At 73.4% G+C, this 23,916-nt stretch carries 22 protein-coding genes; 10 read left to right on the plus strand and 12 right to left on the minus strand.

Going from position 1 to position 23,916, the window contains the following annotated elements; translation table 11 throughout:
- Positions 1–339: 339 nt before the first annotated feature.
- Positions 340–1,182 carry an AraC family transcriptional regulator gene (locus tag AB0D94_RS11200; RefSeq protein WP_362049137.1) on the plus strand — a complete coding sequence of 281 codons (843 nt, stop codon included), beginning with the start codon at positions 340–342 and terminating at the stop codon, positions 1,180–1,182.
- On the opposite strand, the gene AB0D94_RS11205 is transcribed toward AB0D94_RS11200, so the two are convergent.
- The 5 genes from AB0D94_RS11205 to AB0D94_RS11225 form a co-directional block, all read right to left on the minus strand.
- Positions 1,139–1,816, minus strand: coding sequence for a class I SAM-dependent methyltransferase (locus AB0D94_RS11205; RefSeq protein ID WP_362049140.1), 678 nt, complete (start codon positions 1,814–1,816; stop codon positions 1,139–1,141). The two genes, AB0D94_RS11200 and AB0D94_RS11205, sit on opposite strands and share 44 nt — an antisense overlap.
- A 38-nt stretch (positions 1,817–1,854) precedes the next feature.
- The gene (locus tag AB0D94_RS11210; protein WP_362049143.1) at positions 1,855–5,295 is read right to left on the minus strand and encodes an endo-alpha-N-acetylgalactosaminidase family protein; all 3,441 of its coding nucleotides are present in this window, start codon (positions 5,293–5,295) and stop codon (positions 1,855–1,857) included.
- A gap of 163 nt (positions 5,296–5,458) precedes the next feature.
- The gene (locus AB0D94_RS11215) at positions 5,459–5,833 is read right to left on the minus strand and encodes a YbjQ family protein (protein ID WP_266939111.1); all 375 of its coding nucleotides are present in this window, start codon (positions 5,831–5,833) and stop codon (positions 5,459–5,461) included.
- Positions 5,834–5,885: 52 nt separating this feature from the next.
- A complete protein-coding gene (locus AB0D94_RS11220) occupies positions 5,886–6,548 on the minus strand; it encodes a response regulator transcription factor (RefSeq protein WP_362049148.1) in 663 nt (220 codons plus the stop codon).
- Positions 6,549–6,595: 47 nt separating this feature from the next.
- Positions 6,596–7,822 carry a histidine kinase gene (locus tag AB0D94_RS11225; protein ID WP_362049151.1) on the minus strand — a complete coding sequence of 409 codons (1,227 nt, stop codon included), beginning with the start codon at positions 7,820–7,822 and terminating at the stop codon, positions 6,596–6,598.
- Positions 7,823–8,264: 442 nt separating this feature from the next.
- On the opposite strand from AB0D94_RS11225, the gene AB0D94_RS11230 reads away from it, so the two are divergent.
- On the plus strand, positions 8,265–8,831 hold the full coding sequence (locus AB0D94_RS11230; protein WP_362049154.1) for a hypothetical protein: 567 nt from the start codon (positions 8,265–8,267) through the stop codon (positions 8,829–8,831).
- Between the two features lie 75 nt (positions 8,832–8,906).
- Here the strand turns inward: AB0D94_RS11230 and AB0D94_RS11235 are convergent, their stop codons facing one another.
- The 4 genes from AB0D94_RS11235 to AB0D94_RS11250 are packed head-to-tail and all read right to left on the minus strand — an operon-like array spanning position 8,907 to position 12,816.
- On the minus strand, positions 8,907–9,248 hold the full coding sequence (locus AB0D94_RS11235; RefSeq protein WP_362049157.1) for an NTP pyrophosphohydrolase: 342 nt from the start codon (positions 9,246–9,248) through the stop codon (positions 8,907–8,909).
- A gap of 16 nt (positions 9,249–9,264) precedes the next feature.
- Entirely contained in the window at positions 9,265–11,559 is a 2,295-nt protein-coding gene (locus AB0D94_RS11240) for an RNA ligase (protein ID WP_362049160.1), read from the minus strand.
- 57 nt (positions 11,560–11,616) lie between these two features.
- Complete coding sequence (locus AB0D94_RS11245; protein WP_362049163.1) at positions 11,617–12,303, minus strand: epimerase; 687 nt, start codon at positions 12,301–12,303, stop codon at positions 11,617–11,619.
- A gap of 33 nt (positions 12,304–12,336) precedes the next feature.
- Positions 12,337–12,816 carry a VOC family protein gene (locus tag AB0D94_RS11250; protein ID WP_362049166.1) on the minus strand — a complete coding sequence of 160 codons (480 nt, stop codon included), beginning with the start codon at positions 12,814–12,816 and terminating at the stop codon, positions 12,337–12,339.
- Positions 12,817–12,876: 60 nt separating this feature from the next.
- Here AB0D94_RS11250 and AB0D94_RS11255 point away from each other — a divergent pair, with 60 nt between their 5' ends.
- Positions 12,877–13,659, plus strand: coding sequence for a YoaK family protein (locus tag AB0D94_RS11255; RefSeq protein WP_362049169.1), 783 nt, complete (start codon positions 12,877–12,879; stop codon positions 13,657–13,659).
- Here AB0D94_RS11255 and AB0D94_RS11260 read toward each other — a convergent pair.
- Positions 13,628–14,572, minus strand: coding sequence for a tellurite resistance/C4-dicarboxylate transporter family protein (locus tag AB0D94_RS11260; protein WP_362049172.1), 945 nt, complete (start codon positions 14,570–14,572; stop codon positions 13,628–13,630). The genes AB0D94_RS11255 and AB0D94_RS11260 overlap by 32 nt on opposite strands.
- A 287-nt stretch (positions 14,573–14,859) precedes the next feature.
- On the opposite strand from AB0D94_RS11260, the gene AB0D94_RS11265 reads away from it, so the two are divergent.
- From AB0D94_RS11265 to AB0D94_RS11290, 6 genes are all read left to right on the plus strand, one after another.
- Entirely contained in the window at positions 14,860–15,903 is a 1,044-nt protein-coding gene (locus AB0D94_RS11265) for a PP2C family protein-serine/threonine phosphatase (protein WP_362049175.1), read from the plus strand.
- Between the two features lie 112 nt (positions 15,904–16,015).
- Positions 16,016–16,195 carry a CsbD family protein gene (locus AB0D94_RS11270; protein WP_362049178.1) on the plus strand — a complete coding sequence of 60 codons (180 nt, stop codon included), beginning with the start codon at positions 16,016–16,018 and terminating at the stop codon, positions 16,193–16,195.
- Positions 16,196–16,470: 275 nt separating this feature from the next.
- Positions 16,471–16,878: a YciI family protein gene (locus AB0D94_RS11275; protein ID WP_362049181.1), complete on the plus strand. Its 408-nt coding sequence runs from the start codon at positions 16,471–16,473 to the stop codon at positions 16,876–16,878.
- Positions 16,879–16,949: 71 nt separating this feature from the next.
- Positions 16,950–18,089 (plus strand): DUF6596 domain-containing protein, encoded by a 1,140-nt coding sequence (locus AB0D94_RS11280; protein WP_362049501.1) that lies wholly within the window; start codon positions 16,950–16,952, stop codon positions 18,087–18,089.
- Between the two features lie 272 nt (positions 18,090–18,361).
- On the plus strand, positions 18,362–19,261 hold the full coding sequence (locus AB0D94_RS11285) for a GNAT family N-acetyltransferase (protein WP_362049184.1): 900 nt from the start codon (positions 18,362–18,364) through the stop codon (positions 19,259–19,261).
- A gap of 148 nt (positions 19,262–19,409) precedes the next feature.
- Complete coding sequence (locus AB0D94_RS11290) at positions 19,410–20,909, plus strand: cellulose binding domain-containing protein (RefSeq protein WP_362049187.1); 1,500 nt, start codon at positions 19,410–19,412, stop codon at positions 20,907–20,909.
- Between the two features lie 65 nt (positions 20,910–20,974).
- On the opposite strand, the gene AB0D94_RS11295 is transcribed toward AB0D94_RS11290, so the two are convergent.
- Positions 20,975–21,298, minus strand: a complete 324-nt coding sequence (locus AB0D94_RS11295; RefSeq protein ID WP_362049190.1) for a DUF427 domain-containing protein — start codon at positions 21,296–21,298, stop codon at positions 20,975–20,977.
- Positions 21,299–21,435: 137 nt separating this feature from the next.
- Here AB0D94_RS11295 and AB0D94_RS11300 point away from each other — a divergent pair, with 137 nt between their 5' ends.
- Positions 21,436–21,687, plus strand: a complete 252-nt coding sequence (locus tag AB0D94_RS11300) for an EF-hand domain-containing protein (protein WP_362049193.1) — start codon at positions 21,436–21,438, stop codon at positions 21,685–21,687.
- 26 nt (positions 21,688–21,713) lie between these two features.
- Here the strand turns inward: AB0D94_RS11300 and AB0D94_RS11305 are convergent, their stop codons facing one another.
- On the minus strand, positions 21,714–23,783 hold the full coding sequence (locus tag AB0D94_RS11305; RefSeq protein ID WP_362049196.1) for a DUF2264 domain-containing protein: 2,070 nt from the start codon (positions 23,781–23,783) through the stop codon (positions 21,714–21,716).
- Positions 23,784–23,916 lie beyond the last annotated feature (133 nt).

A 23,916-nucleotide genomic window follows, 5' to 3' on the forward strand; every position in this document is an offset into this window, starting at 1 on the left:
AGGAGACGCTCCGGAGCGTCCCCGGCCCACACCCAACGCCCAACCCAGCCCCGCCGGCGATTGAGGCGCGGGGCCTGGGGCAGAGCCCCAGCAACGGCGCCGCACCCGCCAAGCCCCCGCAGGGGAAGCGGCGGCCCCGGCCCACACCCGGTAAGCACGGCGCAGCCGAGGCCGCACCCGCCGAGCCCCCCGCAGGGGAAGCCGCGGCCCCGGCCCACACCCGACGCCAAACCCAGCCCCGCCGGCGATTGAGGCGCGGGGTCCGGGGCGGAGCCCCGTAACCGGCCTGGCGAACGCGTCCCCTTGAGGGCGCCCGGCCCTGTGGATCACAATCCGCAGATGGCGACGCCTCCGTACAGCAGCTGGATGCGGTACTTCTCCCCCACCGCCAACCACCGCAGACTCGGCCTGGTCTGCCTCGGGGTGGGAGTGCAGCAGGGTGCGCTCCCGGTCGTCGGGCCCCGCGCCCTCGACCACCACGTCGCCGTGGTCGTGACCCGCGGCCGGGGCTGGTTCAGCCACGGCGGACGGCCCGCGCAGCCGGTGACGGCGCCCGCGCTGCTGTGGCTGGTGCCCGGTGTGGAGCACCACTACGGGCCCGATCCGCGCACCGGCTGGGACGAGTGCTTCGTGGACTTCGCCGGCCCGAGCGTGACCGCGTACACCGACCTCGGCTACGTCACCCCGGACCGCCCGGTGGTGCCCCTGAGCGGGACGGCCGGGGTGCAGCACGTGGTCGACGGGATCGTGCGGGCCGCCCGACGCGGCGGCCCGCTGCTGGAGGTCGAGGCCGCGGCGGCCGTGCACGCGCTGCTCGTGGCCCTGCGTTACGCCCGCGCCGAGGTCTCCCGGCAGGGCGACACCGTGATGGACACCCTGGTGCGGGACGCCCTGCTGCCGATATCGGTGGCCGAGCACGCCGCCCGGCTGGGGATGCCGCTGCCGCAGCTGCGCCGCGCGGTGCGGCGCAGCACCGGGGAGGGGGTGAAGGAGTACCTCCTGGGCATCCGGCTGAGCCGGGCGAAGGAACTGCTGGCCCGCACCGACCTGCCGGTCGCCGGGGTGGCCCGCCGGGTCGGCTACGAGGATCCGGCCTACTTCAGCCGCCTGTTCAGCCGCCGCGTGGGCATGGCGCCGGTCAGCTTCCGCGCCCAGCAGTCGGTACGGGGTCCGGTCCGCTGACCTGTCGCAGTCCGCGCCGCGCGTAGCAGAAGAGGTGCTCCTCCGGGCCCGCCAGGGCGTCGGCGGGCTGGAAGGGCGCGGTGTGGTGGTGCAGCATCTCCAGGCCCCGGTCGGCGAGCCTGGCGAGGTGGTCCTCCGTGGAGAGGCTGCTGACGGTGACCTCGTGGCCCATCCACTCGATTTCCAGGCCCCGGATGTCCCCCGGCACCGTGGCCATCACGAAGTAGCCGCCCGGCGCGACCCACGACGCCATGCGGTCCAGGGCCGCCGCGACCTCCGGCTGGTCCATCACCAGCAGCGGGAAGAAGGCGCACACCGCGTCGAATCCGCCCGGCTCGGGCGTGTACGTGCGCACGTCGGCCTGTTCGAAACGGGCCTGGGGAACGCGGGTGCGGGCCAGGGCGACCATGGCCGCCGAGACGTCGATGCCGGTCACGGCGCAGCCGGCCCGGACCAGTGCCTCGGCGGTGGGCCGCCCGGTTCCGCTGCCCACGTCCAGTACGCGGGCGCCGCCGGGCAGCCGGGCGGTGAGCCAGTCGAGGGCGTCGAGCTGTCCGGGCACCCGCCCGAACGCGTCCTCGTAGCGCTCCCCCAGCGCGTCGAACACCTCTGCCGCTGACTTGCGTCGGCTCATCGGGCCGCCCTTCGTCTCGGTGGAGCCACCGTACAAGCTCACGGGCGGTGGCCGACGTTGAGTTCCGCGACCGAGGTCCACGCGTTGCCGCCCACCTCGCGGGTGGCCTTGAGCCTGATGTAGCGCGCGGTGCGCGGGGCGAAGGAGACGTCCTGCTGGGCGGTGCTGTCGGGGAAGGTCCCGGAGGCGGCGGCCGGGCCCCAGGTGAGGCCGTCGGTGGAGGTGAACACCTGGTGGTCGGCGATGCGGCCGTTGCTCTGGTTCTGCCGGGGCAGGTAGTGGAGGGCCGAGACGTTGTAGGAGGCGCCGAGGTCGAGGGTGATCTCGTGGGGCATCGGCGCGGTGGCGGTGTACCACTGGGTGTGCCAGAGGGTGGAGCTGTCGCCGTCCAGGACGTTGGCGGCGCTGCCGTTCTCCGCGGCGGTCTCCTGGCTGTCGACCGCGTGCACGCTCATCTGGCCCTGCGGTACGAGGAGTTCACCGCCGTCGGCCGGTCCCAGATCGTCCACGGTCAGGTCGTCGAGGATGAGGTCGGCCTCGTTGTGGGAGTTCTCGGGGGTGACCTTGCGTACGCCGATCCAGGCGTCGGCCCCGGCGGTGAAGGTCTTGGTGAAGGTGGTGGGCGTACGGGCCTGGTTCAGGGCGGTGGTGGTCTCGGTGGAGCCGGATCCGGTGACGAACTGGTAGTCGCCGCTGAATCCGCTCTCGTAGCCGAAGGTCACCTTGTACGAGCGGCCCTGGGTCAGGCGCAGGGTCTGCGGGAGGGTCCGGTAGACGAGACCGGTGCGCTCCTCGTGCGACTTGAGGGAGTTCTGGCCGGAGATCACGTCGTCGACCAGTTTCCCGTTCCAGCCGGCCTGGGTGTACGGGGCGTTGCGCTGGGCGATGTGGGTGCGCGGGTCGGTGGCGGAGCCGCCCGCGCCGCCGAAGGCGAAGGGGCCCCAGCCGGCGTCGACGTTCTCGAAGTCCTCGGCGAACCAGTGGCCGCCGAGCGGGGCGCGGGCGGAGCGGACCACGCGGACGTCGTCGAGGTACACGGTGCCGGATCCGGCGGCCGCGGACAGTCTGAGGGTGGCGGTGGACCGGCCGGCCGGGACGTCGAAGAGCACCTTCATGCGCTGCATCCGGGTGCCGTTCTTCTCGCTGCCGCCGAGGCTGTTGGTCAGGGTCGAGGAGTCGGCGTACACGGAGGCCGCGGAGCCGCCGGCCGGGGTGACGGTCAGGGTGGTGGCGCGGCCCGTGGGGGCGGAGACCCAGACGGAGGCGGCGTAGGTGCCGGGGGTGAGGCCGGTGAGCTGCTGGGACACGGCCGGGGTGGTGCCGGGGGCGAAGGTGAGCTCGCTCTGGCCCTGGGAGTTGCGGGTGACGGCCGCGCCGGTCCCGCTGACGTTCCAGGCCGCGAGGTCGCCCGCGTAGAAGGAGGGGTCCTTGACGGGGGTGCCCTCGCCCCAGCCGGGGTCGGCCTGGGCGGGTGCGGCGCCGTTGGTGACCACGTAGGCGGTGCGGGCGGTGGCGTTGAGGGTGACCTGGTTGCCGGAGCCGACGGTGAGGTCGCCGACCAGCCGGCGGCCGGTGTCGGTGAGGGCGTAGAGCTTGGGGGCGTTCCAGCCGGCGGGCAGGGTCCACGTGGTGGAGCCGCCCTTGTCGTTCCAGTGGTAGAGCTTGCCGTCGCGGGGCAGCAGGTAGGTGTCGCCGGACAGGACGGTGCGGCCGCCGGTGGTGATCCGGCGCTTGTTGCCCGTGGTGGTGACGGTGGTGCCGTCGGCGAGGGTGACCGTGTCGGCGGTCCACTTCACGACCGGGGATTCCTGGAGGTACTTGGTCGGCAGGTTGACGCCGAAGGTGGTGTTCAGGAAGGCGGTGAAGTCCTTCTTGCCCTGCCAGCCCTCGTAGGCGGTGATTTCGGCGCCGCCGAGCAGCGGGTGGCGGGCGATCCAGTCGTCCTTGGTGTGGTTGGCGACGAACCGGGCGATGGTGGAGTTGATGCCCTTGAGGTCGCTGCCGCCGTAGTTGACGTCGGTGGCCCAGTGGTGCCAGAGGGACTGCTCGGTCAGGGTGTTGGGAAATTCCGTGGTCAGCTGGAGGCCGAGGCCGGAGATCTCGCGCTGGAGCTTGCGCGAGACGTATCCGTCGCCGTACCAGACGTCCACGTACAGGAAGTCGAGCCCGGGTGCTGCGGTCTTGAGGTCCTGGAGGCGCTTGAGGCGCTGCCCGGACTGGCCGTCCTTCCTCGTGTCCACGTAGTACGACTGGTCCAGCCAGTCCCAGCCGAGTCCGCCGCTCTGGTGGGCCGGGTCGAAGGTGGCCGAGACCGGGTACTCCTCGGTGGCGTTGACGTGCACCCCGAAGTCGGCGTTGTAGGCGTGGCCCGCGGTGGTGAGGGTGTTGAGGTCCACGGCGCCGCCGAGTTTGGAGCCGACGTTCTTGTAGTCCATGTGCGCCGAGTCGTGGCCCTCGGAGGCGTAGCCCTTGAGGAGGACGAACTGGCCCAGGCCGTCGGTGGCGAGGCCGACGCGCTTGGTCTCGTCGAGGGTCTGGGCGAAGGGGTGCGTGGCCTGGGAGGCGAAGTTGAAGGGGATCCGCTGCACGACGCGGTCCGCGGTGTCCTGCCAGCCGGTGGGCGGGGTCCAGATGTCGCGGTAGGCGATGGCGGCGTCCTGCCAGTCGACGACGGAGTCGGCGTTGCGGTCGGCCGTGATCGCGACGCGGGCGTACGGGAGCGGTTCGGTGTCGCCGTCCGCGGCGCCCGCGGCCCGGTGGAGCCAGGCGCCGCTCCACAGGCCGGCCCGGCGGTAGCCGCCCTGGTCGGTGATCCGTTTGCTGATCCGGCCGTTCTCGCGGGCGGTGCCGCCCGAGGGGGTGTCGTAGAGGGAGTTCGAGTCGATGGCGGCGGCCAGCTTGCCGGTGTTGGCCAGCCCGTACATCACGGTGGTGGCGGCGGGGTCGACGGGGGTGTTCGCGGTGACGGGGGTGAAGGTGTCCCCGGTGCCGGTGGTGGCGGTGTGCATGGTCGCCGTGGACAGCGCGGCGCCGGGCTGGTCGCTGCGGACGCTGACGAGGTGGTGTTCGGGGATCGCGAGGCTGCGTACGCGCAGGGCGGCGGTGTCCTCGATGGCGGTGACCTTGAACTCCACGACCGAACCGGTCACCGAGAGCCGGGACCTGATGGTCACTCCGGAGAAGGCGAGCGCGTAGTCCACGCCGGAGGCGGAAGGGGTGGAGGTCACGGTGGGGGTGTAGGTGGTCCCGTTGACGAGGAGCGCGCCGATGGGCTGCTCGTTGCCGTGCAGCACGTCCCCGGTTGCCCGCCGCGTGTAGGAGATGACGCGGGGGAAGCCGCTGTCCACGCTCACGGCCAGTTCGGGCGAGGTGATCGTGACGGGTGCGGCTGCCACGGCGGGCGCGGCCGGCGCGGCCACGACCAGGGTGGCGACCAGGCCGGCCACCGCGGCCGCGGCCGGCCAGTGGGGGGTTCGCATCGGGCCTCCGGGAGTCGGCGCTTCCTTGGCGGAAGACCGCTCGGTTCGAAGGCCCGGGCGGTCCGCTCACTGACGAGACAGCTTGCGGACCGGGTGCCGGGCAGGCCCATGGACAAAGCGGAGCGCTGTCCTGGACTTCCGTGCACGGGAGGGGCGTACGGGGCTACGCGGAGGCGGGAACGAGGACGACGGCCGTGCCGTACGCGCACACCTCGGTGCCGACGTCGGCGGCGTCGGTGACGTCGAAGCGCATCATCAGGACGGCGTTCGCACCGCGTGCCTTCGCCTGTTCGATGAGCCGGTCCATGGCCTGGTTGCGGGTCTCCACCAGGGTCTTGGTGAGGCCCTTCAGCTCGCCGCCGATCATCGACTTCAGCCCCGCGCCGATCTGGCTGCCGAGGTGGCGGGAGCGTACGGTCAGCCCGAAGACCTCCCCGATGACCTGCTCGACCCGGTAGCCGGGGACGTCGTTGGTCGTCACGACGAGCACACCGGTCTCGTGGGCCCCCGCGCCGCCGCCATAGTCTTCGATACCCATGGCACCCACTCTGGCGCCGCCCGCCGCCGCCCGCATCCGGAGGGCGCGGGGGTCAGGGCATCCGGGCGGCGAGGCCGAACTCGTGGGCCACGACCACGGCCTGCGCCCGGCTGGACACCTGCAGCTTGCTCATGCACCGGTGCACATGGGTCTTGACGGTGGCGGCGCTGAGGAAGAGCCGCCGGGCGATGTCGGTGTTGGAGAGCCCGGCACCCACCAGGCCGAGCACCTCGCGTTCGCGCGGGGTCAGTGCGGCCAGGCCCGGGTGCGGGGCGCGGGCGACGGGGGCGGCGTACGCGTCGATCAGCCCGCGCAGCGCCTGGGGGCTGAAGAGCATCTCGCCGGCGTGCACGGTGGCGATGGCGGCGAGCAGCCGGTCCGGCGGGGTGTCCTTGAGGAGGAAGCCGGCCGCCCCGGCCTGGATGGCCCGGAAGACGTACTCGTCGGAGTCGAAGGTGGTCAGGACGAGCACCTTGGGCCGGTCGGGTGCCGTCCCGTGCGCGGCGAGGATCTGCTCGGTGGCGGCGATGCCGTCCGTGCCGGGCATCCGGATGTCCATGAGGATCACGTCGGGGCGGGTGTCGGCCGCGAGCCGGACCGCCTCCTCGCCGTCCTCTGCCTCGCCGACGGTCTCGAAGCCGGGGGCGGCGGACAGCAGGGCGGTCAGCCCGGACCGGATGAGGAACTGGTCGTCGACGACGAGCACCCTCAGCATCCGCGTCCCTCCTCCCCCGTTGTCCGTCTTCGTTCTTCGTTCTTCGTTCACGTGCCACGGCCCGCGCGTGGCACCGGCACCCGCAGGCTGACCTCGAAACCGCCCTCGGGGGCGGGTTCCGCGGTCACCGTGCCGTGGTAGATCGTCGCCCGCTCGCGCATCCCGATCAACCCCTGACCGGCAGTTTTCCGGGTGGCGGCGGCCGGGCGGGGCCGTGGGCGGCCGCTCCCGTCGTCCTTGACGCGGACCTGGACCTCGTCCGCGGCGTAGTGGACGCGGACGGTGGTCCGGGCGTCCGGAGCGTGCTTGATCACGTTCGTCAGCGCCTCCTGGACCACGCGGTAGGCGCACAGGTCGATCCCGGGCGGCAGGTCGTACGCCGTCCCCGTGATGCGCACGTCCACCGGCACCCCCGCCTCGCCGACCCGCCGGACCAGCTCGTCCAGCCGGCCTAGCCCGGAAGCCCCTGAGGCGGTGGAGGTCCCGGGGTCGCCGGGGTCCGCCTGCGCCGCCGCGCGGGCGGGGTCCTCCTCGCGCAGGACCACCAGCATCCGGCGCATCTCCGCCAGGGCCTCGCGCGCGCTGGCGCCGATCGTGTCCAGGGCCCGGCGGGCGGTCGGCGGGTCCGAGGCGAAGACGTATCCGGCGAGTCCGGTCTGGACGGAGATCACCGAGACGTGGTGCGCGATCACGTCGTGGAGTTCCCGGGCGATCTGGATGCGCTCATCCCTGACCGCCCGGCGGGCCTTCTCCTCCTGCTCCAGGCGGAGTTGGCGGGTGAGCTCGCGCAGGCGGCGGGAACCGTCACCGGCGACCCAGCACACGACGGTGGCGACGGTCACGAAGGCCGCGCTCATCGCCCCGACGCCCGGCTCGGCGAGGCGGGTGCCCCACAGGAGCACCGCGAGCGTCGCGGCGGCGCACCTGAGCGACACCCGGCGGGGGCACAGGGAGGCCACCGTGTAGAGGGTGGTGAACATCCCGCAGGCGGCGACCACGTGGTAGTAGCCGAGGGTGAAGTAGGTGGCGACCCAGATCCCGGTGCTCACCATGACCGCCAGGGGGTGACGGCGGCGCAGCACGAGCGGCAGGTAGACCGCGGCGAGCAGGGCGTAGGCGAGCGCGTCGGTGTCCCGCCAGTAGCCTTCCGGATCCGGCCAGTTGTGGAGCAGCGTGGAGGACATCCACATGGAGCCCGCGGCCCACACGATCTCGCCGACGGCCGGAAGCACGGCACGGATCCGCACCGCCACCGGGTGTGCGGACAACTGCACGTCAACCCCCTTTGTGTACCACTCTGGTTGTACAGGGTCGCTCACCAGAGGGGTAGGCGGGTTTCAATCCGTGGATGGGCGCGCGCCAGGGGTGTCCGTCCGTAGATTTCGTCTCGCCGGTTCACCGGCCGGCAGTGGCCCCACCCCCTGGGCCCCGCCAGGCGGCCGTGCCCGTTCGGGGGCGGGCACGGCCGCTTGCTCGCCTGCGTGCCGGAGGCGGAACGGGCGAAAGGCCGGAGGCGGACCGGGGTCGGGACGGGGTCGGGACGGGGTCGGGACGCGCGCCGGACAATGCCCCGGATGGGGCATATCGGGCTAAATGGCGGTGAGTCATCCCGGCTGTACGCCCCTCGATGGCCATAGTCGTCCGTGGCAACCCCCCGGTTGCCGCCCCGTGCCGCGTGCCGCGGCCGGGCGGATGACTTCGAAGAGGAGCCGGCTCATGCTGAAGCCCACCAGGACCATCCTCGCTCTCGCCGCCGGAAGCCTGGTGCTCGGTCTGGTCGGGGCGGGCGTCGCCGTCGCGGACGACGGACCGAAGGCCACCACGCCTTCGCACGAGACCGTCGCCGGCGGGTCCGAGTACAGGTCCGTCATCGGCAAGGTCGTCTCGCGCGGCCCGCTGAAGATCCGCAGCAAGCCGACCACCCGCTCGGAGAGCCTCGGCGAGGTGTACCCGAACCGCACCGTCGAGATCGAGTGCAAGAAGCGCGGCGAGTCGGTCGACGGCAACCGCATCTGGTACCGCCTGCAGGAGAAGTGGAACGAGTGGGAGAACGGTAACGAGGAGAACGGTAGCGAGGAAGACGGCAGCGAGGAGGACGGCAGCGAGGAGAACGGCAGCGAGGAGAACGGGACCGGCGAGAACGGCACCGGGGGCAGCGGCGACTGGCAGAACCGCCCGAACCGCCCTGGCCAGCAGACCCCGCAGAGCCGTAAGTACGCCGAGGAGCGCTGGGTGGCCGCCCGCTACGTCCAGAACCAGTCCTCGGTGCAGTACTGCCGCTGACCCCCGGCCGCCGTCCCACCCGCCGTCCGGCGCCCGTCGGGGCGCCGGACGGGCCCGTGTGCGGGGCCGGCCCGGTCAGTCCGCCGGGCGTACGGTACGCGGACCCACGCACCGCACGCCGTACGCCCGGACCCGCTCGCGCAGTTCGCGGTCCGCCGTGACCACCACGCAGCCGCGGTCCGCATGGGCGGCGGCCAGCTCCACGATCCGGTCGTCCCCGCTGCCGGGCGCCGAGTCCACCCGTACCCCGGGCACGGACTCCACGCCCCGGGCGGCGCCCTCGACGACGAGGATGATCTCCTCGCCCTCGTTGCGCGCCGCCAGCAGATCGCGCAGCCGCTCGGCCGCGCCCCGGCGGTCCCGCCACCAGCCGTCCGGGACCGATCCGACGACGTTGGCGGCGTCCACGATCAGCACGCCACCCTCCCGCCCGTCAGAAGTCACCGTAGTTGACCTGCCAGGTCGGCAGGCCCATCCGGCGCCAGACGGCCACGACCCGGTCGCGGTCGTCGAGCGAGAGCCGCACCGCGTACCGGTGGCGTACGTGCGCGTCGAACAGCTCCGCCTTGACCAGGTCGTCGCGGCGCGTGTCTCCGGCCGCGCGCATCCACAGCTCGTCGTAGGGCACTTCGTGCCGCCGCAGCCAGGACTCGGTCTGCGGACGGTGCTCCTCGCTGCGCCCCGACAGCAGCACGATGACATCGCCGTCGGCGCGCCGGAAGGCGTCCAGCGCGTGCCGCACCGACTCGTTGAGCAGGTCGAGCTCGCAGCGCGAGAAGTCGTACGGCCCGCGGTTGCCGATCAGGGCGAGGGTGCCGTCGATGTCGCACATCACGGCCGAGGGCAGCGCCGGGTCCGGGACGTACTGCTGCACGGGCGGCACGGCCATTGCGCCGGACCCGCCGTTCATCCACTCCGTCGTCAGCCGCCAGCCGCCCTGGCGAGCCTTCTGGTGCTTGTCGGCCAGTATCCGGATGATCTCCTCGCCGACCTGGCGCTCCCGGGCGGCATCACGGCGCAGGCACTCCTCCAGCGGCACGTCGGTGAAGTCGTGCACGACGAAGGTGGCGAGTCCGCCGACCGCCGCCTTGAGCCGCTTGGGAATGTGCTTGGTCAGGTGGGTGTTGTCGACGACCACGTCGAATCCGCCGTCGACGGCCGCACGGACCGCCGCGTCCTGGACCTCCAGCACGGTCTTCTCGTGGGCGAAGGACCGGCTCCGCTCGGGGTCCGGCAGGTCGAGCATGGCCCGCAGGTCGTCCAGGTTGACCCGGCGCATCCGGCCGCCGGACTGCGCCTGGAGGGCGCGCGCGGCGGTCGTCTTGCCGGAGGCCGGCAGCCCCGTCATGACGTGCACGACGGGCAGCGGGGTCTCCCCTGCTTCCGCTTCCCGCGCCGCGTCGTCCCCTACGGCGGGACGGCGTACGGCGGAGGCCGCCGGACGGGCCGCGGCCGGTACGGCGGCGCGCGGCGCCGGAGCGGGCGCGGGAGCCGGCCGGCTCGTCCCCGCGGGCCCTTCGGCGCCCTCCCCGTCGGTGATGTACGCGTCGGCCACCTCCGGCCGTACCTGGCGCCAGGTGGTGAGCTCCGTCGAACGGCCGTCGAGCCGCTGGAACATCGCCGGGCGGACCTCCCGGTCCGGCAGTTCCTTGACGGCGCGGGCGAAGGCCCCCCGGTCCGCCGCCAGGTGCACGAGGCTCGCGTAGGCCGCGTCGATGGCGCGCTCGTGTGCCGCGGCCTGCTCCTCCAGCCGGGCGATCACCTCGCGGACCCAGGCGTCGAACTCGTCGGGTACCTGCTCCAGCAGCGCGTCCAGCGGCTTGCCGCCCGAGGCCTCGACCTCGGCAACGGTGCAGTTCAGGCCCTGCGCGAGCCGCTTGGCGGGCAGGCCGGCGAACCGCTGGACGCCGTAACTGCGCCAGATGTCCCGCTCGTTGACGCCGGTGAGCACCCGGTGCAGCCGTACGTACTCGGACAGCTTGGCCTTGGCGCGCACGCCGGAGGCGAAGCGCAGGACGAAGCCCTCGGCGTCCGTGCCGGTGGCCGCGGCGCCGCCGGGCATGGTGCTGGACTCGGTCAGCGCGATCAGCTCGTCGAGCGGCATGGCGGGCCACACGGTGACGACGGAACCGATGCCCTCCCAGTGGGTCGCGGCCTCGGCGAGCGGGACCTCGGTGCCGTCGCGGCCGAAGGCGGCGAGCAGGACGAGGTCACGGCGCTCGCCGTAGTTCACGACGATGCGGTTCTGCGGGTACAGGATCTCGGCGAGGTAGGTGACGCCGGGGCGCAGCGCGGAGGTGTCCTTGCCGTCGAGGCGTCGCTGGGCCCAGGTCGCCTGGGTGCTGATGAAGGAACCCTTGGAGGCGACCCGCCAGTGGCCCGCGTAGTGGAACACCACCGCGAGGCTGCCGTCGACCTTGTCGTACACCTCGAACGGCTCGTCGGGGAGTGCGGGTGCGTACGGCATGCCGGCCTGGTGCTCGCCGACGTTGAAGAACTTCGGGAGGGGCAGGGCCACGACCGCGCCGGTGGTGTCGTCGGCGACGAGTCCGCGGCAGCGCGTGGTGACCTGGTCCCAGACGCCTTGGTACTGGGCCGTCCGCGTGTACGTGTAGATCGACAGCGGCAGTTCGGGGTGCGACTTGCGGGTCACGTACCCGGCGGCGATCGACTCGGCCAGTGCCTGGGCCGGCACCAGGTCATGCAGAGTCAGGTGCTCCTGGCTCATGGGTTCCTCCCGGTTTGAGATGGTCCATTCTCATGTGCGGGAGGGGGTGCCCGGTAGTCAATTATGCCTGGTCGCCGCAGCGCCCAGTCGGTTGATGTCCCGGGGTCGCAGGATGCGGCCGGGAACCTCGGTGCCGGGCGTGGCGACGGCGATCATGGCGCGGCCGAGGTCCTCGGTGGTGACGACGAGGTTCGGCGCGACCCTCCGCAGCAGCGGGATCAGCGGTGCGGTGACCGCGTAGAGGACGCGGTAGAGCCGGGTCTTGGAGGGTACGCCGGGCGCGGGCTGGACGATGCCGGGGCGGAACATGTAGGCGTGGAAGGGCAGTTCCAGCAGGTCGTTCTCGGTCCTTCCCTTGACCCGGGCCCACATGGAGCGGCCCCGCTCGGTGCTGTCCGTGCCTTCGCCGGAGACGTACACGAAGGTCAGACCGGGGTTGGCGGCGGCCAGGGGGCGGGCCACGGCGAGCGTCAGGTCGTGGGTGACGCGCCGGTAGGCCTCCTCCTTCATCCCGAGGGAGGAGACGCCGAGGCAGAAGAAGCAGGCGTCGTAGGCGGCGAGGTCGAGGTCCGGCGCGGACAGGTCGGACGGGTCCTCCTGGACCCGCTCGCGCAGCTTGGGGTGGCTGACGCCGAGCGGGCTGCGGCCGACGGCCAGGACGCTGTCGACGGCGTCGTCGCGCAGGCAGGCGCGCAGGACGCCCCGGCCGATCATGCCGGTCGCGCCGAAGAGGATGACGTTCACCTGACGCAGCCTAGGGGCTAGTTCCTGTCCGGCCTAAGGGGTGCCTGGGCTCTCCGGGCTGCCGGGACCGTCCTGGCTGTCGTAGCAGATGCAGAGTTCGTTGCCCTGCGGGTCGGCGAGGGTGGTCCAGGTGAAGGGGCCCTGGCGGCCGTCGTGGAGGAAGGTCGCGCCCTTGGCCAGCAGGCGGTCGACGACGGTCTTCGGGTCGTCGGAGCCGATCTGGACGTCGAGGTGCACGCGGTTCTTGACCGTCTTGGGCTCGGGGACGTACTGGAAGAGGACGCGCGGCGCGCGGTCCGTGCCCTCCGGGTGGCGGATGGCGGTGCCCGCCTTCCAGACGAGGGTCCCGCGGTGGGTCGTGGTGTCGTCCTCGCTCGCGTGGCCCGCGGCGATCAGGCCGCGGATGAACGCTTCGTCGCTCGGCTCGACTTCCCAGCCGAGGGCGTCGGCCCACCAGTCGGCGAGCGGGTGCGGGTCGGCCGAGTCGATGGTCACCTGGAACGTGTACGCCATGCCGGGACCCTACTGAGATCGGTCCCCGGCTGCCACCGGAGACGGCCAGGGAGGGATCCGATGACGTCGACGGCCCGGCGCGGCATCCTGCGGCCGCTGGCCGCGCTGCTCTTCCCGCCGGGGCCGCACGGAGCGGGCGGGGCGGAGGGCCCGGGCGGGGCGGAGGGTCCGCACGGGGTGCTGCCTCCGCTGCTGGTCGTGCTCACCTTCGTGAGCGGGCTGGTGGACGCCGTGAGCTTCCTCGGGCTCGATCACGTCTTCGTCGCCAACATGACCGGCAACGTGGCCTTCCTCGGCTTCGCCCTCGCCGGGGACCGGGAACTGTCCGCCTCGGCCTCCGTGCTGGCGCTGGGCGCGTTCCTGGCCGGGGCGACGGCAGCCGGCCGGCTGCGGCGCGCGCGTCCGGCGCGGCTGATGTTCGGGCCGCTGGTCGGGGTGCAGGCCGTCCTCGTGGCCGCGGCCCTCGCGACGACGACGGCGACGACAGCGGTGACGACGACCGCCGGCGGCGCGGTCCAGTCGGCCGTCGTCGCCCTGCTGGCCCTCGGGATGGGGCTGCAGAACGCCGTGGTGCACCGGCTCGCCGTCCCCGATCTGACCACCACGGTCGTCACCCGGACCCTCACCGGCCTGGCCGTGGACCCGTGGGGAGCCGCGTCCGTACGGCGCCTGGTCTCGGTCGGCGCCCTGCTGTGCGGGGCACTGGCCGGGGGCCTGCTGACGCTGGGTCACGGGCCGCGGTGGACGCTGCTTGCGGCGGTCGTCCTGCTCGTGTGGGTGGCGGTCCTGGGCTTCCGGGCGCGTACGGGGATCAGCCCCGGTGGGCGGCCAGGCGCGAGCTGACCAGCGCGGCGAAGGTCAGCAGCCACGCGCCCACGGCGATCCAGAGCAGGACCTCGCCCAGCGGGCGCAGCAGGCCCACCCCGGTGGGTCCGGCCGCGGAGAGGCAGGCGGTGGCGGTCATGCCCAGCGGGAAGACGGTGGCCCAGCGCCGGATGTCGTAGCGCGCCCGGGGGTGGCGCAGTTCGGCGGCGAGCAGGACCGCGTACCAGACGAGGGACAGGCCGAGCGTCACCAGGGTGACGGTGCTCAGCGCGCTGTGCGCCCAGCCGGTCCATACGGGTGACGCGGTCAGTTTGGAGCCGGCCAGGGCGGAGATGGAGAGGGCACCGCCCGCCACCCAGTGGTCGCCCGCGCCCCCCGACACCTCGCGGAAGTCGAAGCGTACGAGCGCCTGCGCGTAGAGCAGCAGCCCGAGGCAGAAGGCGGCCAGGGCCGCCCAGGCCAGCCAGTCGTGGCGGCCGGTGGTGGAGAGGACGGCCGCGAGGACGGCGAGCCCCTGGGTGGCCACGCAGACGAGGAAGGCCGCACCGGGCATGCGGCGCCGCCAGTGGCGCACGACGGCGATGAGCAGGCCCGGCCACAGGGCGGCGGCCAGCGCGAGCAGCGCGGCGGCGAGGGTGGTCCAGCCGAGCGGGACCAGCCGGGCGCCGAGGACGGCGGTGGCGGCGACGGCGGTCAGCGCGGCCGGGGTGTCGGCCTCGGCCCGGAACCGCCCGCGGTCGCGGAGCAGCCGGATCGTGAAGTCCGCGGCGAGTACGCACCACAGCGCCGCGGCGGCGGCCAGTGCGGCCAGGGACAGCAGGTCGTATCCGGTCAGGTCCAGTCCGACCGAGAGGATTCCGGTGGCCATGACGGCGGCGCCCGCGGCCGGCGGCAGTCCGCCCCACCAGTCGCGGCCTGGTAGCAGGCTCACCCCTCAAGCGGACACCACCGGCCTGCGGCCCGCCAGCGGACCGGACGGGGTCGGGACCGGGCGACCGCGGGCCACCAGGCCACCGGGCCACCAGGCCACCGGGCCGCGGGGCCACCAGGCCACGGGGCCACCAGGCCGCCGGGCCGCGGGGGAAGGGCCCGACCACCCCTTTCCGACGGCCTGGCTTGGGGGCTTCCGGCCGTCGCGCGGTGTATGCAGGGGGGATGGACCTCCGGCTGCCGCGTACGACCCGTACGCCTCGTCATCGACCACGGCAGACGGGCCATGTGCAGCTCGCGGTCCCGTTCGCACTGATCGCTCTGGTGACCGTCGTCGACATCCTCGCCCCGCCCGAGGTCCACCTGGGGCCGTTCCTGGTCGCCGCGCCCGCCGTCACGGCCTCGTTCGCGGGGCCGCGGATGACGGGGTTCGTGGGGCTGGTCGCCGTACTGGCCCAGGTCGTGGTCGCCGTCGTGCGGACCAGCCTGACCGATCTGAACCACTCCTTCCAGGTCACCGCCCTCATCATGATCTCGGTGTTCGTGACCCTCTTCGCCCACCTGCGCGAGGTGCACGAGAAGGAGCTGATCCAGCTGCGCTCGGTGGCCGAGACCGCTCAGCAGGTGGTCCTGCGGCCGCTGCGCGAGCGGATGGGTCCGCTGCGCGTCGCGTCCGTGTACCTGGCCGCCGCGGCCGAGGCCCAGATCGGCGGCGATCTGTACGCTGCCGCCCGTACGGCCACGGGCACCCGGCTGATCATCGGCGATGTCCGCGGCAAGGGCCTGGAGGCCGTCGGGGACGCGGCGCTCGCCCTCGGGGCCTTCCGGGCCTCCGCGCACCAGGAAGCCGATCTGCCGGGGCTGGTGACGTACCTGGAGGGGGCGGTCTCCCCGGACCTCGACGACCCCGAGGACCGGGGCGAGGGCTTCATCACCGCGGCCGTCCTGGACATCCCCGACCGGGAGCCGGTGCTGCACCTCGTCAGCTGCGGCCACCCGCCGCCGCTGGTGCTGCGCGGCGGCCGGGCCGTCCCCCTCGTGGTGGACCGGCCCGCGCCGCCGCTGGGCCTCGCCGGACTCGTGGAATCCGCCTTCGCCGCGCAGTCGTTCGACTTCGCGGTGGGTGACGTCCTGCTGCTCTACACGGACGGCGTACTGGAGGCCCGTGACAGCTCGGGGGCCTTCTTCCTCCTGGAGGAACGCGCGGCCGCCCGTTCTGGCGCGGACCCGCGCGCCCTGCTGGAGGGGCTGTGCGCCGACCTGCTCGCCCATGCCGCGGACTACACCCTGGGAGACGACGCCGCGATGGTGGCGATCGAACGGCTGCCGTAGCCGCGGGGCGCCCCCGGAGGGTCAGCGCTGGCCGTTTTGTCACGGATTGCGCATCGGTGGCTCCGGACGCATGGTGGGCTTGCACATTCCCCTCAGGAAGGACGACCTCGTCATGGGCAAGGCAAAGGGCAAGGCCAAGCAGATGAAGGGCAAGCTCAAGGAGTCCGCGGGCGACGCCATGGACGACCACCGCATGCAGGCGGAGGGCACCGCTGAGCGGATGAGCGGCAAGGCCGAGGAGACGGTGGCGAAGGCCGGCGACAAGATGAAGAGGTCCAACGGCAAGCACTGACCGCCCGACGCCCCGGCATCCGCCCCGGGCCGCGCCCGCGTAGCCACCCGGGCGCGGCCCGGGCGCGTCTGCGTCCGCGCCTGTTCCGCCGGCACCGCCGCCGCCTCCGGGTGGCCGCGCGCCGCCCTGGACCCCGACACCGCGGGACGGCTCACCAGGCCCCTCTACGAGAGCCAGAAAAACTTCGCGCGGGGATGTCGAGAACCGGTGACCGGCTCCGTCCCCGAAGTGAACGCGGCCACAATGGGTCGCACAGCACACCGAGGAGAACCGCGATGGCCAAGTACCTGCTGCTCAAGCACTACCGAGGCGCCCCGGCTCCGGCCAACGACGTGCCCATGGACCAGTGGAGCCAGGAGGAGATCTCGGCGCACGTGCAGTACATGAACGACTTCGCGGCCCGGCTGGAGAAGACGGGCGAGTTCGTCGACGGTCAGGCGCTCGCCCCCGAGGGAGCGTGGGTCCGCTACGACGGCGAGGGGCGCCCGCCGGTCACCGACGGACCGTTCGCGGAGACCAAGGACCTCATCGCAGGCTGGATGATCATCGACGTCGACACCTACGAGCGCGCCGTCGAGCTGGCCGGGGAGCTGTCGGCCGCCCCTGGGGCGGGCGGGAAGCCGATCCACGAGTGGCTGGAGGTGCGCCCGTTCCTGACCGCGCCGCCCACCATCACGGAGTGACCTCTCAGGTGGACGAAGTGGACGGGATGACCGAGGTGGACGGGGTGACCGAGGTGGACGAGGTGACCGAGGTGGACCAGGCCCTGCTCCGGAGCCTCACGCCGGGCGTCCTCGGGATCCTCGTCCGCCGCGGAGCGGACTTCGCGGCGGCCGAGGACGCCGTGCAGGACGCGCTGGTCGAGGCGGTCCGCGTCTGGCCGGCCGACCCCCCGCGGGACCCCAAGGGCTGGCTGGTCACCGTGGCCTGGCGCCGGTTCCTCGACGCGACCCGGGCGGACGCCGCCCGGCGCCGGCGCGAGGACCTCGTAGACCAGGAGCCGGCGTCCGGGCCTGCGCCCGCGTCGGACGACACGCTCCAGCTCTACTTCCTGTGCGCCCACCCGTCGCTGACGCCGTCGTCCGCGGTCGCGCTCACGCTGCGCGCCGTCGGCGGGCTGACCACCCGCCAGATCGCCCAGGCCTACCTGGTGCCGGAGGCGACCATGGCGCAGCGCATCAGCCGGGCCAAGCGCACCGTGTCCGGCGTGCGGTTCGACCAGCCCGGTGACGTCGCCACCGTGCTGCGCGTCCTCTACCTGGTCTTCAACGAGGGGTACTCCGGCGACGTCGACCTCGCCGCCGAGGCCATCCGGCTCACCCGGCAGCTCGCGGCCGCGATCGACCACCCCGAGGTGGCGGGGCTGCTCGCCCTCATGCTGCTCCACCACGCCCGGCGTGCGGCCCGGACCACGCCCGACGGCAGCCTGGTGCCGCTCGCCGAGCAGGACCGCGGCCGGTGGGACACCGAGTCGATCGCCGAGGGCGTCAAGATCCTGCAGGCGGCCCTCGCCCGCGACCGGCTGGGCGAGTTCCAGGCGCAGGCCGCCATCGCTGCGCTCCACGCCGACGCGCCCACCGCGGAGGAGACGGACTGGGTACAGATCGTCGAGTGGTACGACGAGCTCGCGCGCCTGACCGACAGCCCGGTGGTCCGGCTCAACCGCGCGGTGGCCGTCGGCGAGGCCGACGGACCGCGCGCCGGCCTGGCGGCGCTTGCCGCGCTGGACGACTCCCTGCCCCGCCACACCGCGGTGGCGGCGTACCTCCACGAGCGCGACGGCGAACTGGCCACGGCGGCACGGCTGTACGCCGAGGCGGCCCGGAAGGCCCCCAACCTGGCCGAGCGCGACCACCTGACGCGCCAGGCCGCCCGGCTCAACTCCCGCCGGTGAGCTCGGGTTGACGGGCGACGGACCACGGTGCGGCCAGGGCGAGCGGGCGAGACCCGTTGCACCGTCCCGCGAACCCCTCCATCAGGGGGCGGAAATCCGTGGACGGACCCGCGGAAGATCTCGTACCGTGTGGCTTCACGCCCTGAGATGGACGGAAGGAGGCGAGTGCCGTGCGGTTCACACCTTTCCAGCGCTCCCTCTTCCGCTGTCCCGGCGTGGTTCGTGAGTTCTGACCGGGAGCGCTCCAAGCAGCCTGTATCCCGGAGGAATCCATGACCGATCCGGTCATCCGCGCGCTCTCCGCGAGCGACGCCCATCTCTTCGACGCACTCCCCGACCCCCTGGGCGCCCGTGAAGGCCATCGGCGTACCCAGTTCCGCCCCGACTGGAAGCGCGTTGCCCTGCGCGACGGCGAGGTCGTCGCACGCGGCGCGTGGTGGGGCGGCCCCGACGACTCGGAGCCCGTCAACATCAACTGGTTCGACGTGGCCGAGGGCGAGGAGGAGGCGGGGGCCGAACTCCTGCGCTCCGCTCCCTGGCAGGTGGAACTCGAGATCAACCTGCCCGGCGGCTGGCGGGAGAAGAGCGACCTGCGGGCCGGCGCCGAGGCGCGCTTCGCCGCCGCACGAGCCGCAGGGTACGAACCCCTGGTGGAACGCTTCCTGTACCGCTGGACCCCGGAGCGAGGTCTGCCCGAGCGGCCCGGACGCCTGCGCTTCGGCGCCGAACCCGACGACACCGTGTTCTTCGACGCGTTGCGCCGCATCCACTCCGTCACCCTGGACGCCCACGTGCTCAGGGCCGTCGAGGAGGGCGGCCTCGACCAGGCCGCCCAGGAGGAACTCGACTTCTTCCACTGGTGCCCCTCCCCACGGGAGTGGTGGCAGGTCGCGCACACGCCGGAGGGCGACCTGGCCGGCATCCACATCCCGGCCCACAACCCCTCCGGCCCGACCATCGGCTTCATCGGAGTCGTCCCGGAACAGCGCGGCCGCGGCTACGCCTACGACCTCCTCGCGGAGTGCACCCACTTCCTCGTCGAGCAGGGCGCGGAGTTCGTCAGCGGAGCGACGGACCAGGGCAACTTCCCCATGGCCGCGAACTTTGCCAGGGCCGGCTTCCCCGTCATCAGCGAACGCATCAACTTCCACCCGGCGGGCCAAACGGCCTAGCGAGCTCCCTTCCTGAGGTCCCGCTTACCCCTTCCTTAAGCGGAACCTAAGAGTCAACCACCCCGCCCCGAAACGGACGAATGTCCGTTTCGGGGCGGCTAGCGTGCTGCCGACCCCAACTCCCCAGTAACACAGAGGCAGGCACGCGATGAGCAGCACAGGCGGTCACCGGCGCAGGGCGAGCCGTACGGCCAAGGTCACGGGCGCGATCGGGGCGGCGGCGGTGATCGGCGGCGCGGCCTTCGCGTTCAACGGCACCGCCCAGGCCGCCTCGGTCGGAGCCGTGTACACCAAGTCCAGTTCCTGGAGCGGCGGTTACACCGGCCAGTACGTGATCAGCAACCCCACCGGGCAGAACCGGTCCGACTGGACCCTCCAGTTCGACCTGCCCGCGGGCACGAAGATCGACTCCCTCTGGAACGGCACCCACACGGTCGACGGACAGCACGTCACCGTGAAGCCCGCGAGCTGGAACCGGGAGCTCGCGGCGGGGGCTTCCGTCACCGTCGGCTTCGTGACGAGCGGCTCCGGCGCTCCGGGAGACCCGACCGGCTGCCGCATCAACGGGCTGAAGTGCTCCGTGGACCAGGGCGCCACGGCCCAGCCGAGCGGACGCCCCACCAGCCGCCCCACCCCCGCGCCGACACCGACGCCGACCGCGAGCACCTCCCCCACGTCCCGGCCGACCGCGACCGCGTCACCGGCCCCCACACCGACCGCCACCACCACTCCCCCCGGCGGCGGCGCTCCCGCGGCCGGCGCACGCTTCGCCCCGTACGTGGACACCTCGCTGTACCCCTCGTACGACCTCCTCGACACCGCGGCCAAGACCGGAGTGAAGGAGTTCCACCTCGCCTTCATCACCTCCGGCGGCGGGTGTGCGCCGCTGTGGGGCGGTGTCACCGATCTGGCGAGCGACAAGGTCGCCGCCCAGATCGGAGCGCTGCGGGCCGCGGGCGGGGACGTCCGGGTCTCGTTCGGCGGGGCCGCGGGGCACGAGCTGGCGCTGAACTGCGCCACCGTCGACGAGCTGGCCGCCGCGTACGGGAAGGTCATCGACCAGTACAAGCTCACCAAGGTCGACTTCGACATCGAGGGCGCGGCCCTCCCCGACACCACGGCCAACGCCCGGCGCGCCCAGGCCATCGCCCGGCTGCAGAAGTCCCACCCGGGCCTGGACGTGGCCTTCACGCTGCCCGTCATGCCCGAGGGCCTGACCCAGCCGGGGGTGGCGCTGCTGGCCGACGCCCGGACGAACGGCGTACGGATCGACGCCGTCAACATCATGGCGATGGACTACGGCCCGGCCTACAGCGGGGACATGGGCCAGTACGCGATCCAGGCCGCGACGGCCACGCAGGCACAGCTCAAGGGCGTCCTCGGGCTGTCCGACGCGGCGGCCTGGAAGGCCGTGGCCGTCACCCCGATGATCGGCGTCAACGACGTCGTCAGCGAGGTCTTCACCGTCGCGGACGCCACGCAGCTCGTGGACTTCGCGGCGGCGAAGGGGATCGGCCGGCTCGCGATGTGGTCGGCGACGCGCGACAAGCAGTGCCCGGCCGGGGCGGTCAACTACGCCGATGCCACGTGCAGTTCGATCCTGCAGGAGCCGCTGGCCTTCACCAAGGCGTTCTCCGCCCTCAAGTGACCGCCCGCCCGGCGGCGCCCCGCCTGACGCCCGGCGCGAGCGGCGCCGGGCGTCAGGGGGATCCGTCAGACGACTTCGGTGTCGTAGAAGCAGAAGTGGTCCGCTATCCCGGCCGCGACCGCCTTCGGCTCGGGATAGCCCCAGACCACGTCGTCCCCACCCGGCACCGACCAGTACACGGCTTCTCCCTTGAAGGGGCAGGGGGTCCGGGTGTCCGAAGGGGTCAGCAACTCGGTGCGCACGTCGGCGGCCGGGATGTAGTAGCGGACAGGGCAGCCGGTCTCGCGCAGCACCAGGGGCCGCCGGCTCTCGGCGAGCAGCCGCCCGTCCCGTACGACGCGGATGTGCTCGGTGCCCTGACTGATCGTGATGTCGTGTCCAGAAGTCATGGCGGTACCAGCGCGGCCGGGGGTCCCGCCTATTCCTCCCCTGCCCCCGGTCGTGCGGGAACCAGGGCGGCACCCGCGTCGTTCTCTGCCCACAGGGTGCATGGACCGGCCAGGCCCCTTCGGAAGGGGACCGTGTGATGAGTGAGAAGGCCCGCAAGCTGTTCGACGCGCTCGACCTGAACGCGGACGGCACCCTGACCAGGGCCGAAGTGATCTCCGCCCTGCGGACGAAGGGCCCCACCCTCGCGGCTCGGGGCGATCTTCCGTTCTGGGGCGTGAGCGACGCAGACGCCTCCTCGGCGCTCTTCGACGCCGCGAACCTGGACGGCGACGACGTACTGACCTTCGAGGAGTTCTCGAGGGAGGTCGACCGCCGCTTCGGCTGGTAGCCCTCGGTCGCCGCCCGCAGCCGCCCCTACTGCCTCGCCTGAGCTCCGGCTGGGCCGCACCCCGGCGGCAGGTGCTCCACGTGGAGCGGCGGGCCGAAGGAGATCCGGGTCAGCGAGCCGTCGTCCGCCCAGCGCACGTCGAGCGAGGCGGCGCTCGCGCCGACCTCGGTGACCGCCGCGGCCAGGGGCGCGGGCTCCGGCTCCCCCGTGAGCGTGGCCAGCGCCGCGTAGAGGGCGGTCCCCTGCGCCTCGGCCGTGAGCCGGGGCACGCGGGCCCACGGGGTGAAGGCGGTGCCCGCGGGCGCCCGGGGCTCGTCGGCGTCTCCCCAGCCGTGCAGCGGGTGGAGTGCGGACAGCAGGGGTTCACCGGGTCCGGTGGCCCAGCCGGTCTGCTCCACGCGCGCTCCGTACGGGGCCCCCTGGACCCGGTGCGCGCGCAGTTCGTACCGGCCCCGGACCACGGTGACGCTCTCCACGCGCAGCCCCGGCAGGGTGGGGGAACCGGCGCCGCCGAAGACCGGTCGGTGCCAGGAGGCGGCCCAGCCCCATCCGTCGCCGTGTCCGGCCCCGAGCGGGTGGATGCGGCGCCGGGTGCTGCGTACCCCTGACACGACCAGGCCCAGGTGGTTGTCGGCGGTGTTGCCGCGTGCCGTGGGGCCGGTGCGGGTGGAGTAGGCCTGGCGGCCGTAGTGCGGGTCGTCCTCCGCCGCGGACTCGGCCGCGTCCGGCTGTACGTGGTCGCTGCCGTGGTTGTGGAGCCGTACGATCCCGTCGGCGCGGGTGCTCTGCACCAGGAAGCCCGGCGCGGACAGGGCGAGGACGCGGTCCGGGCCCTCGCTCGGGGCGGGTTCCTCGGGCGCGGTCCACAGCGGGTGGGCGGCCGGGGCGAGCAGGCAGACGAAGGCCTTGGCGGCCCAGTAGGGCGAGGCCGGGCCGGAGTAGGGCTGGAGCGTCGCTGCGTGCGGGCCGTGCCAGCCGGGGTTGAGCAGGCCGGCCGCGCCGACGGCGCCCCGGTCGAGGAAGTAGCGCAGCGATCCGCTCAGCAGCCGCCCGGAGGTGCCCGGTGTGAGCGGGGTGTGGCCGGTGACCGCTCCGAGGGCGACGGCCGAGGCGGCGGCGAAGCGGTAGGTCAGGGAGCGGCCGAAGTGGAGCGGCGCGCCGTCGGCGCCGAAGAGGAGCCCGAGGCCGTCGAGGTGTTCGCGCAGCCGGGCGCCGTGCGGGGCGGCCGGGGCGGCCTCGGCGATTCCGGGGGCGTAGGCGGCTCCGGGGGCGTAGGCGGCTCCGGGAGCGTCGGTGGCCCCGGGAGCGTCGGTGGCAGCGGTGGCTTCGGTGGCGTCAGCAGGTCCGGGGGCACCGGCGGCAGCGGCGGCCTCCTCGCCCGCCGCGAGGTGGGCGTCGAGCACCGGGTACAGGTGCAGCGCCCAGCCGTTGTAGTGGTCGAAGGCGCGGCCGTCGCCGTCGGCGTACCAGCCCTGGCCCCGGTACCAGCCCTCCAGGAGGTCCAGGGCGCGGCGGCGCGCCCGGGCGGTCTCCTGGTCGCCGCGGCCCACCGACTCTAGGAATCCGGCCACCGTGTAGGGGAAGAGGTACCAGTTGTTGGGGGCGGGCCGGTGGCGCAGGGCGCCGCGCAGCCAGTGCTCCGTGCGGTCCTGGACCCCGCCGTCCAGGCGGTCCCACAGCCAGGGCCGGGTCAGCCGGAGGCCGAGGGCCACGGAGGCCGACTCGACCATGGGCTGGCCCTGGACGTGCAGGTCCAGGATGAGCGGCCAGGACTCCGCGTCGTCGCGCCCGGGGGTGCGGGTGCCCGCGGCGAGCCCGTCCGCGTACCGGCCGAGCCAGCCGTACGGGTCCCTGCCCTCGGCGCCCTCGACGCGGAAGGCGGCGGCGAGGAAGGTGCGCGCGTACCCTTCGAGCCCGTCGGAGCGGACCCCGGAGGCGGAGGGCCGGCCGGGCAGGTCGAGGCGGGCGCCGTGCGGCGTGGCCCAGCGCCAGGCGGCGCTCAGCAGCCCGTCCGCGGCCGCCTCCCAGTGCTCGCGCGCGTAGCCGGTGCGGGGGCTGAGCGCGTGGTCGGCGGCGGGAAGTCCGGTGATGCTCATACGCGGTGGCCGGCCTTTCACGGGGCACGGGGCCTGGGCGGGGGCACGGGCGGCGGACGGGGGACGGGTTTCTCAGGGGTGCGGGCGCGCGCTCCGCAACGCGCCGGCGTGCGGCGGGACATGAAGATCCTGA

The sequence above is a fragment of the Streptomyces sp. NPDC048255 genome (genome assembly GCF_040652415.1).
GTDB lineage: Bacteria > Actinomycetota > Actinomycetes > Streptomycetales > Streptomycetaceae > Streptomyces.

What these genes read in the sequence shown, in the direction of transcription:
- AB0D94_RS11255 (WP_362049169.1), top strand. Translation starts at nt 12,877, where the DNA reads ATGACGTCGACGGCCCGGCGCGGCATCCTGCGGCCGCTGGCCGCGCTG.
- AB0D94_RS11210 (WP_362049143.1), bottom strand. Translation starts at nt 5,295, where the DNA reads ATGCGAACCCCCCACTGGCCGGCCGCGGCCGCGGTGGCCGGCCTGGTC.
- AB0D94_RS11230 (WP_362049154.1), top strand. Translation starts at nt 8,265, where the DNA reads ATGCTGAAGCCCACCAGGACCATCCTCGCTCTCGCCGCCGGAAGCCTG.
- AB0D94_RS11275 (WP_362049181.1), top strand. Translation starts at nt 16,471, where the DNA reads ATGGCCAAGTACCTGCTGCTCAAGCACTACCGAGGCGCCCCGGCTCCG.
- AB0D94_RS11200 (WP_362049137.1), top strand. Translation starts at nt 340, where the DNA reads ATGGCGACGCCTCCGTACAGCAGCTGGATGCGGTACTTCTCCCCCACC.
- AB0D94_RS11250 (WP_362049166.1), bottom strand. Translation starts at nt 12,816, where the DNA reads ATGGCGTACACGTTCCAGGTGACCATCGACTCGGCCGACCCGCACCCG.
- AB0D94_RS11290 (WP_362049187.1), top strand. Translation starts at nt 19,410, where the DNA reads ATGAGCAGCACAGGCGGTCACCGGCGCAGGGCGAGCCGTACGGCCAAG.
- AB0D94_RS11205 (WP_362049140.1), bottom strand. Translation starts at nt 1,816, where the DNA reads ATGAGCCGACGCAAGTCAGCGGCAGAGGTGTTCGACGCGCTGGGGGAG.
- AB0D94_RS11285 (WP_362049184.1), top strand. Translation starts at nt 18,362, where the DNA reads ATGACCGATCCGGTCATCCGCGCGCTCTCCGCGAGCGACGCCCATCTC.
- AB0D94_RS11270 (WP_362049178.1), top strand. Translation starts at nt 16,016, where the DNA reads ATGGGCAAGGCAAAGGGCAAGGCCAAGCAGATGAAGGGCAAGCTCAAG.
- AB0D94_RS11215 (WP_266939111.1), bottom strand. Translation starts at nt 5,833, where the DNA reads ATGGGTATCGAAGACTATGGCGGCGGCGCGGGGGCCCACGAGACCGGT.
- AB0D94_RS11300 (WP_362049193.1), top strand. Translation starts at nt 21,436, where the DNA reads ATGAGTGAGAAGGCCCGCAAGCTGTTCGACGCGCTCGACCTGAACGCG.
- AB0D94_RS11240 (WP_362049160.1), bottom strand. Translation starts at nt 11,559, where the DNA reads ATGAGCCAGGAGCACCTGACTCTGCATGACCTGGTGCCGGCCCAGGCA.
- AB0D94_RS11295 (WP_362049190.1), bottom strand. Translation starts at nt 21,298, where the DNA reads ATGACTTCTGGACACGACATCACGATCAGTCAGGGCACCGAGCACATC.
- AB0D94_RS11220 (WP_362049148.1), bottom strand. Translation starts at nt 6,548, where the DNA reads ATGCTGAGGGTGCTCGTCGTCGACGACCAGTTCCTCATCCGGTCCGGG.
- AB0D94_RS11305 (WP_362049196.1), bottom strand. Translation starts at nt 23,783, where the DNA reads ATGAGCATCACCGGACTTCCCGCCGCCGACCACGCGCTCAGCCCCCGC.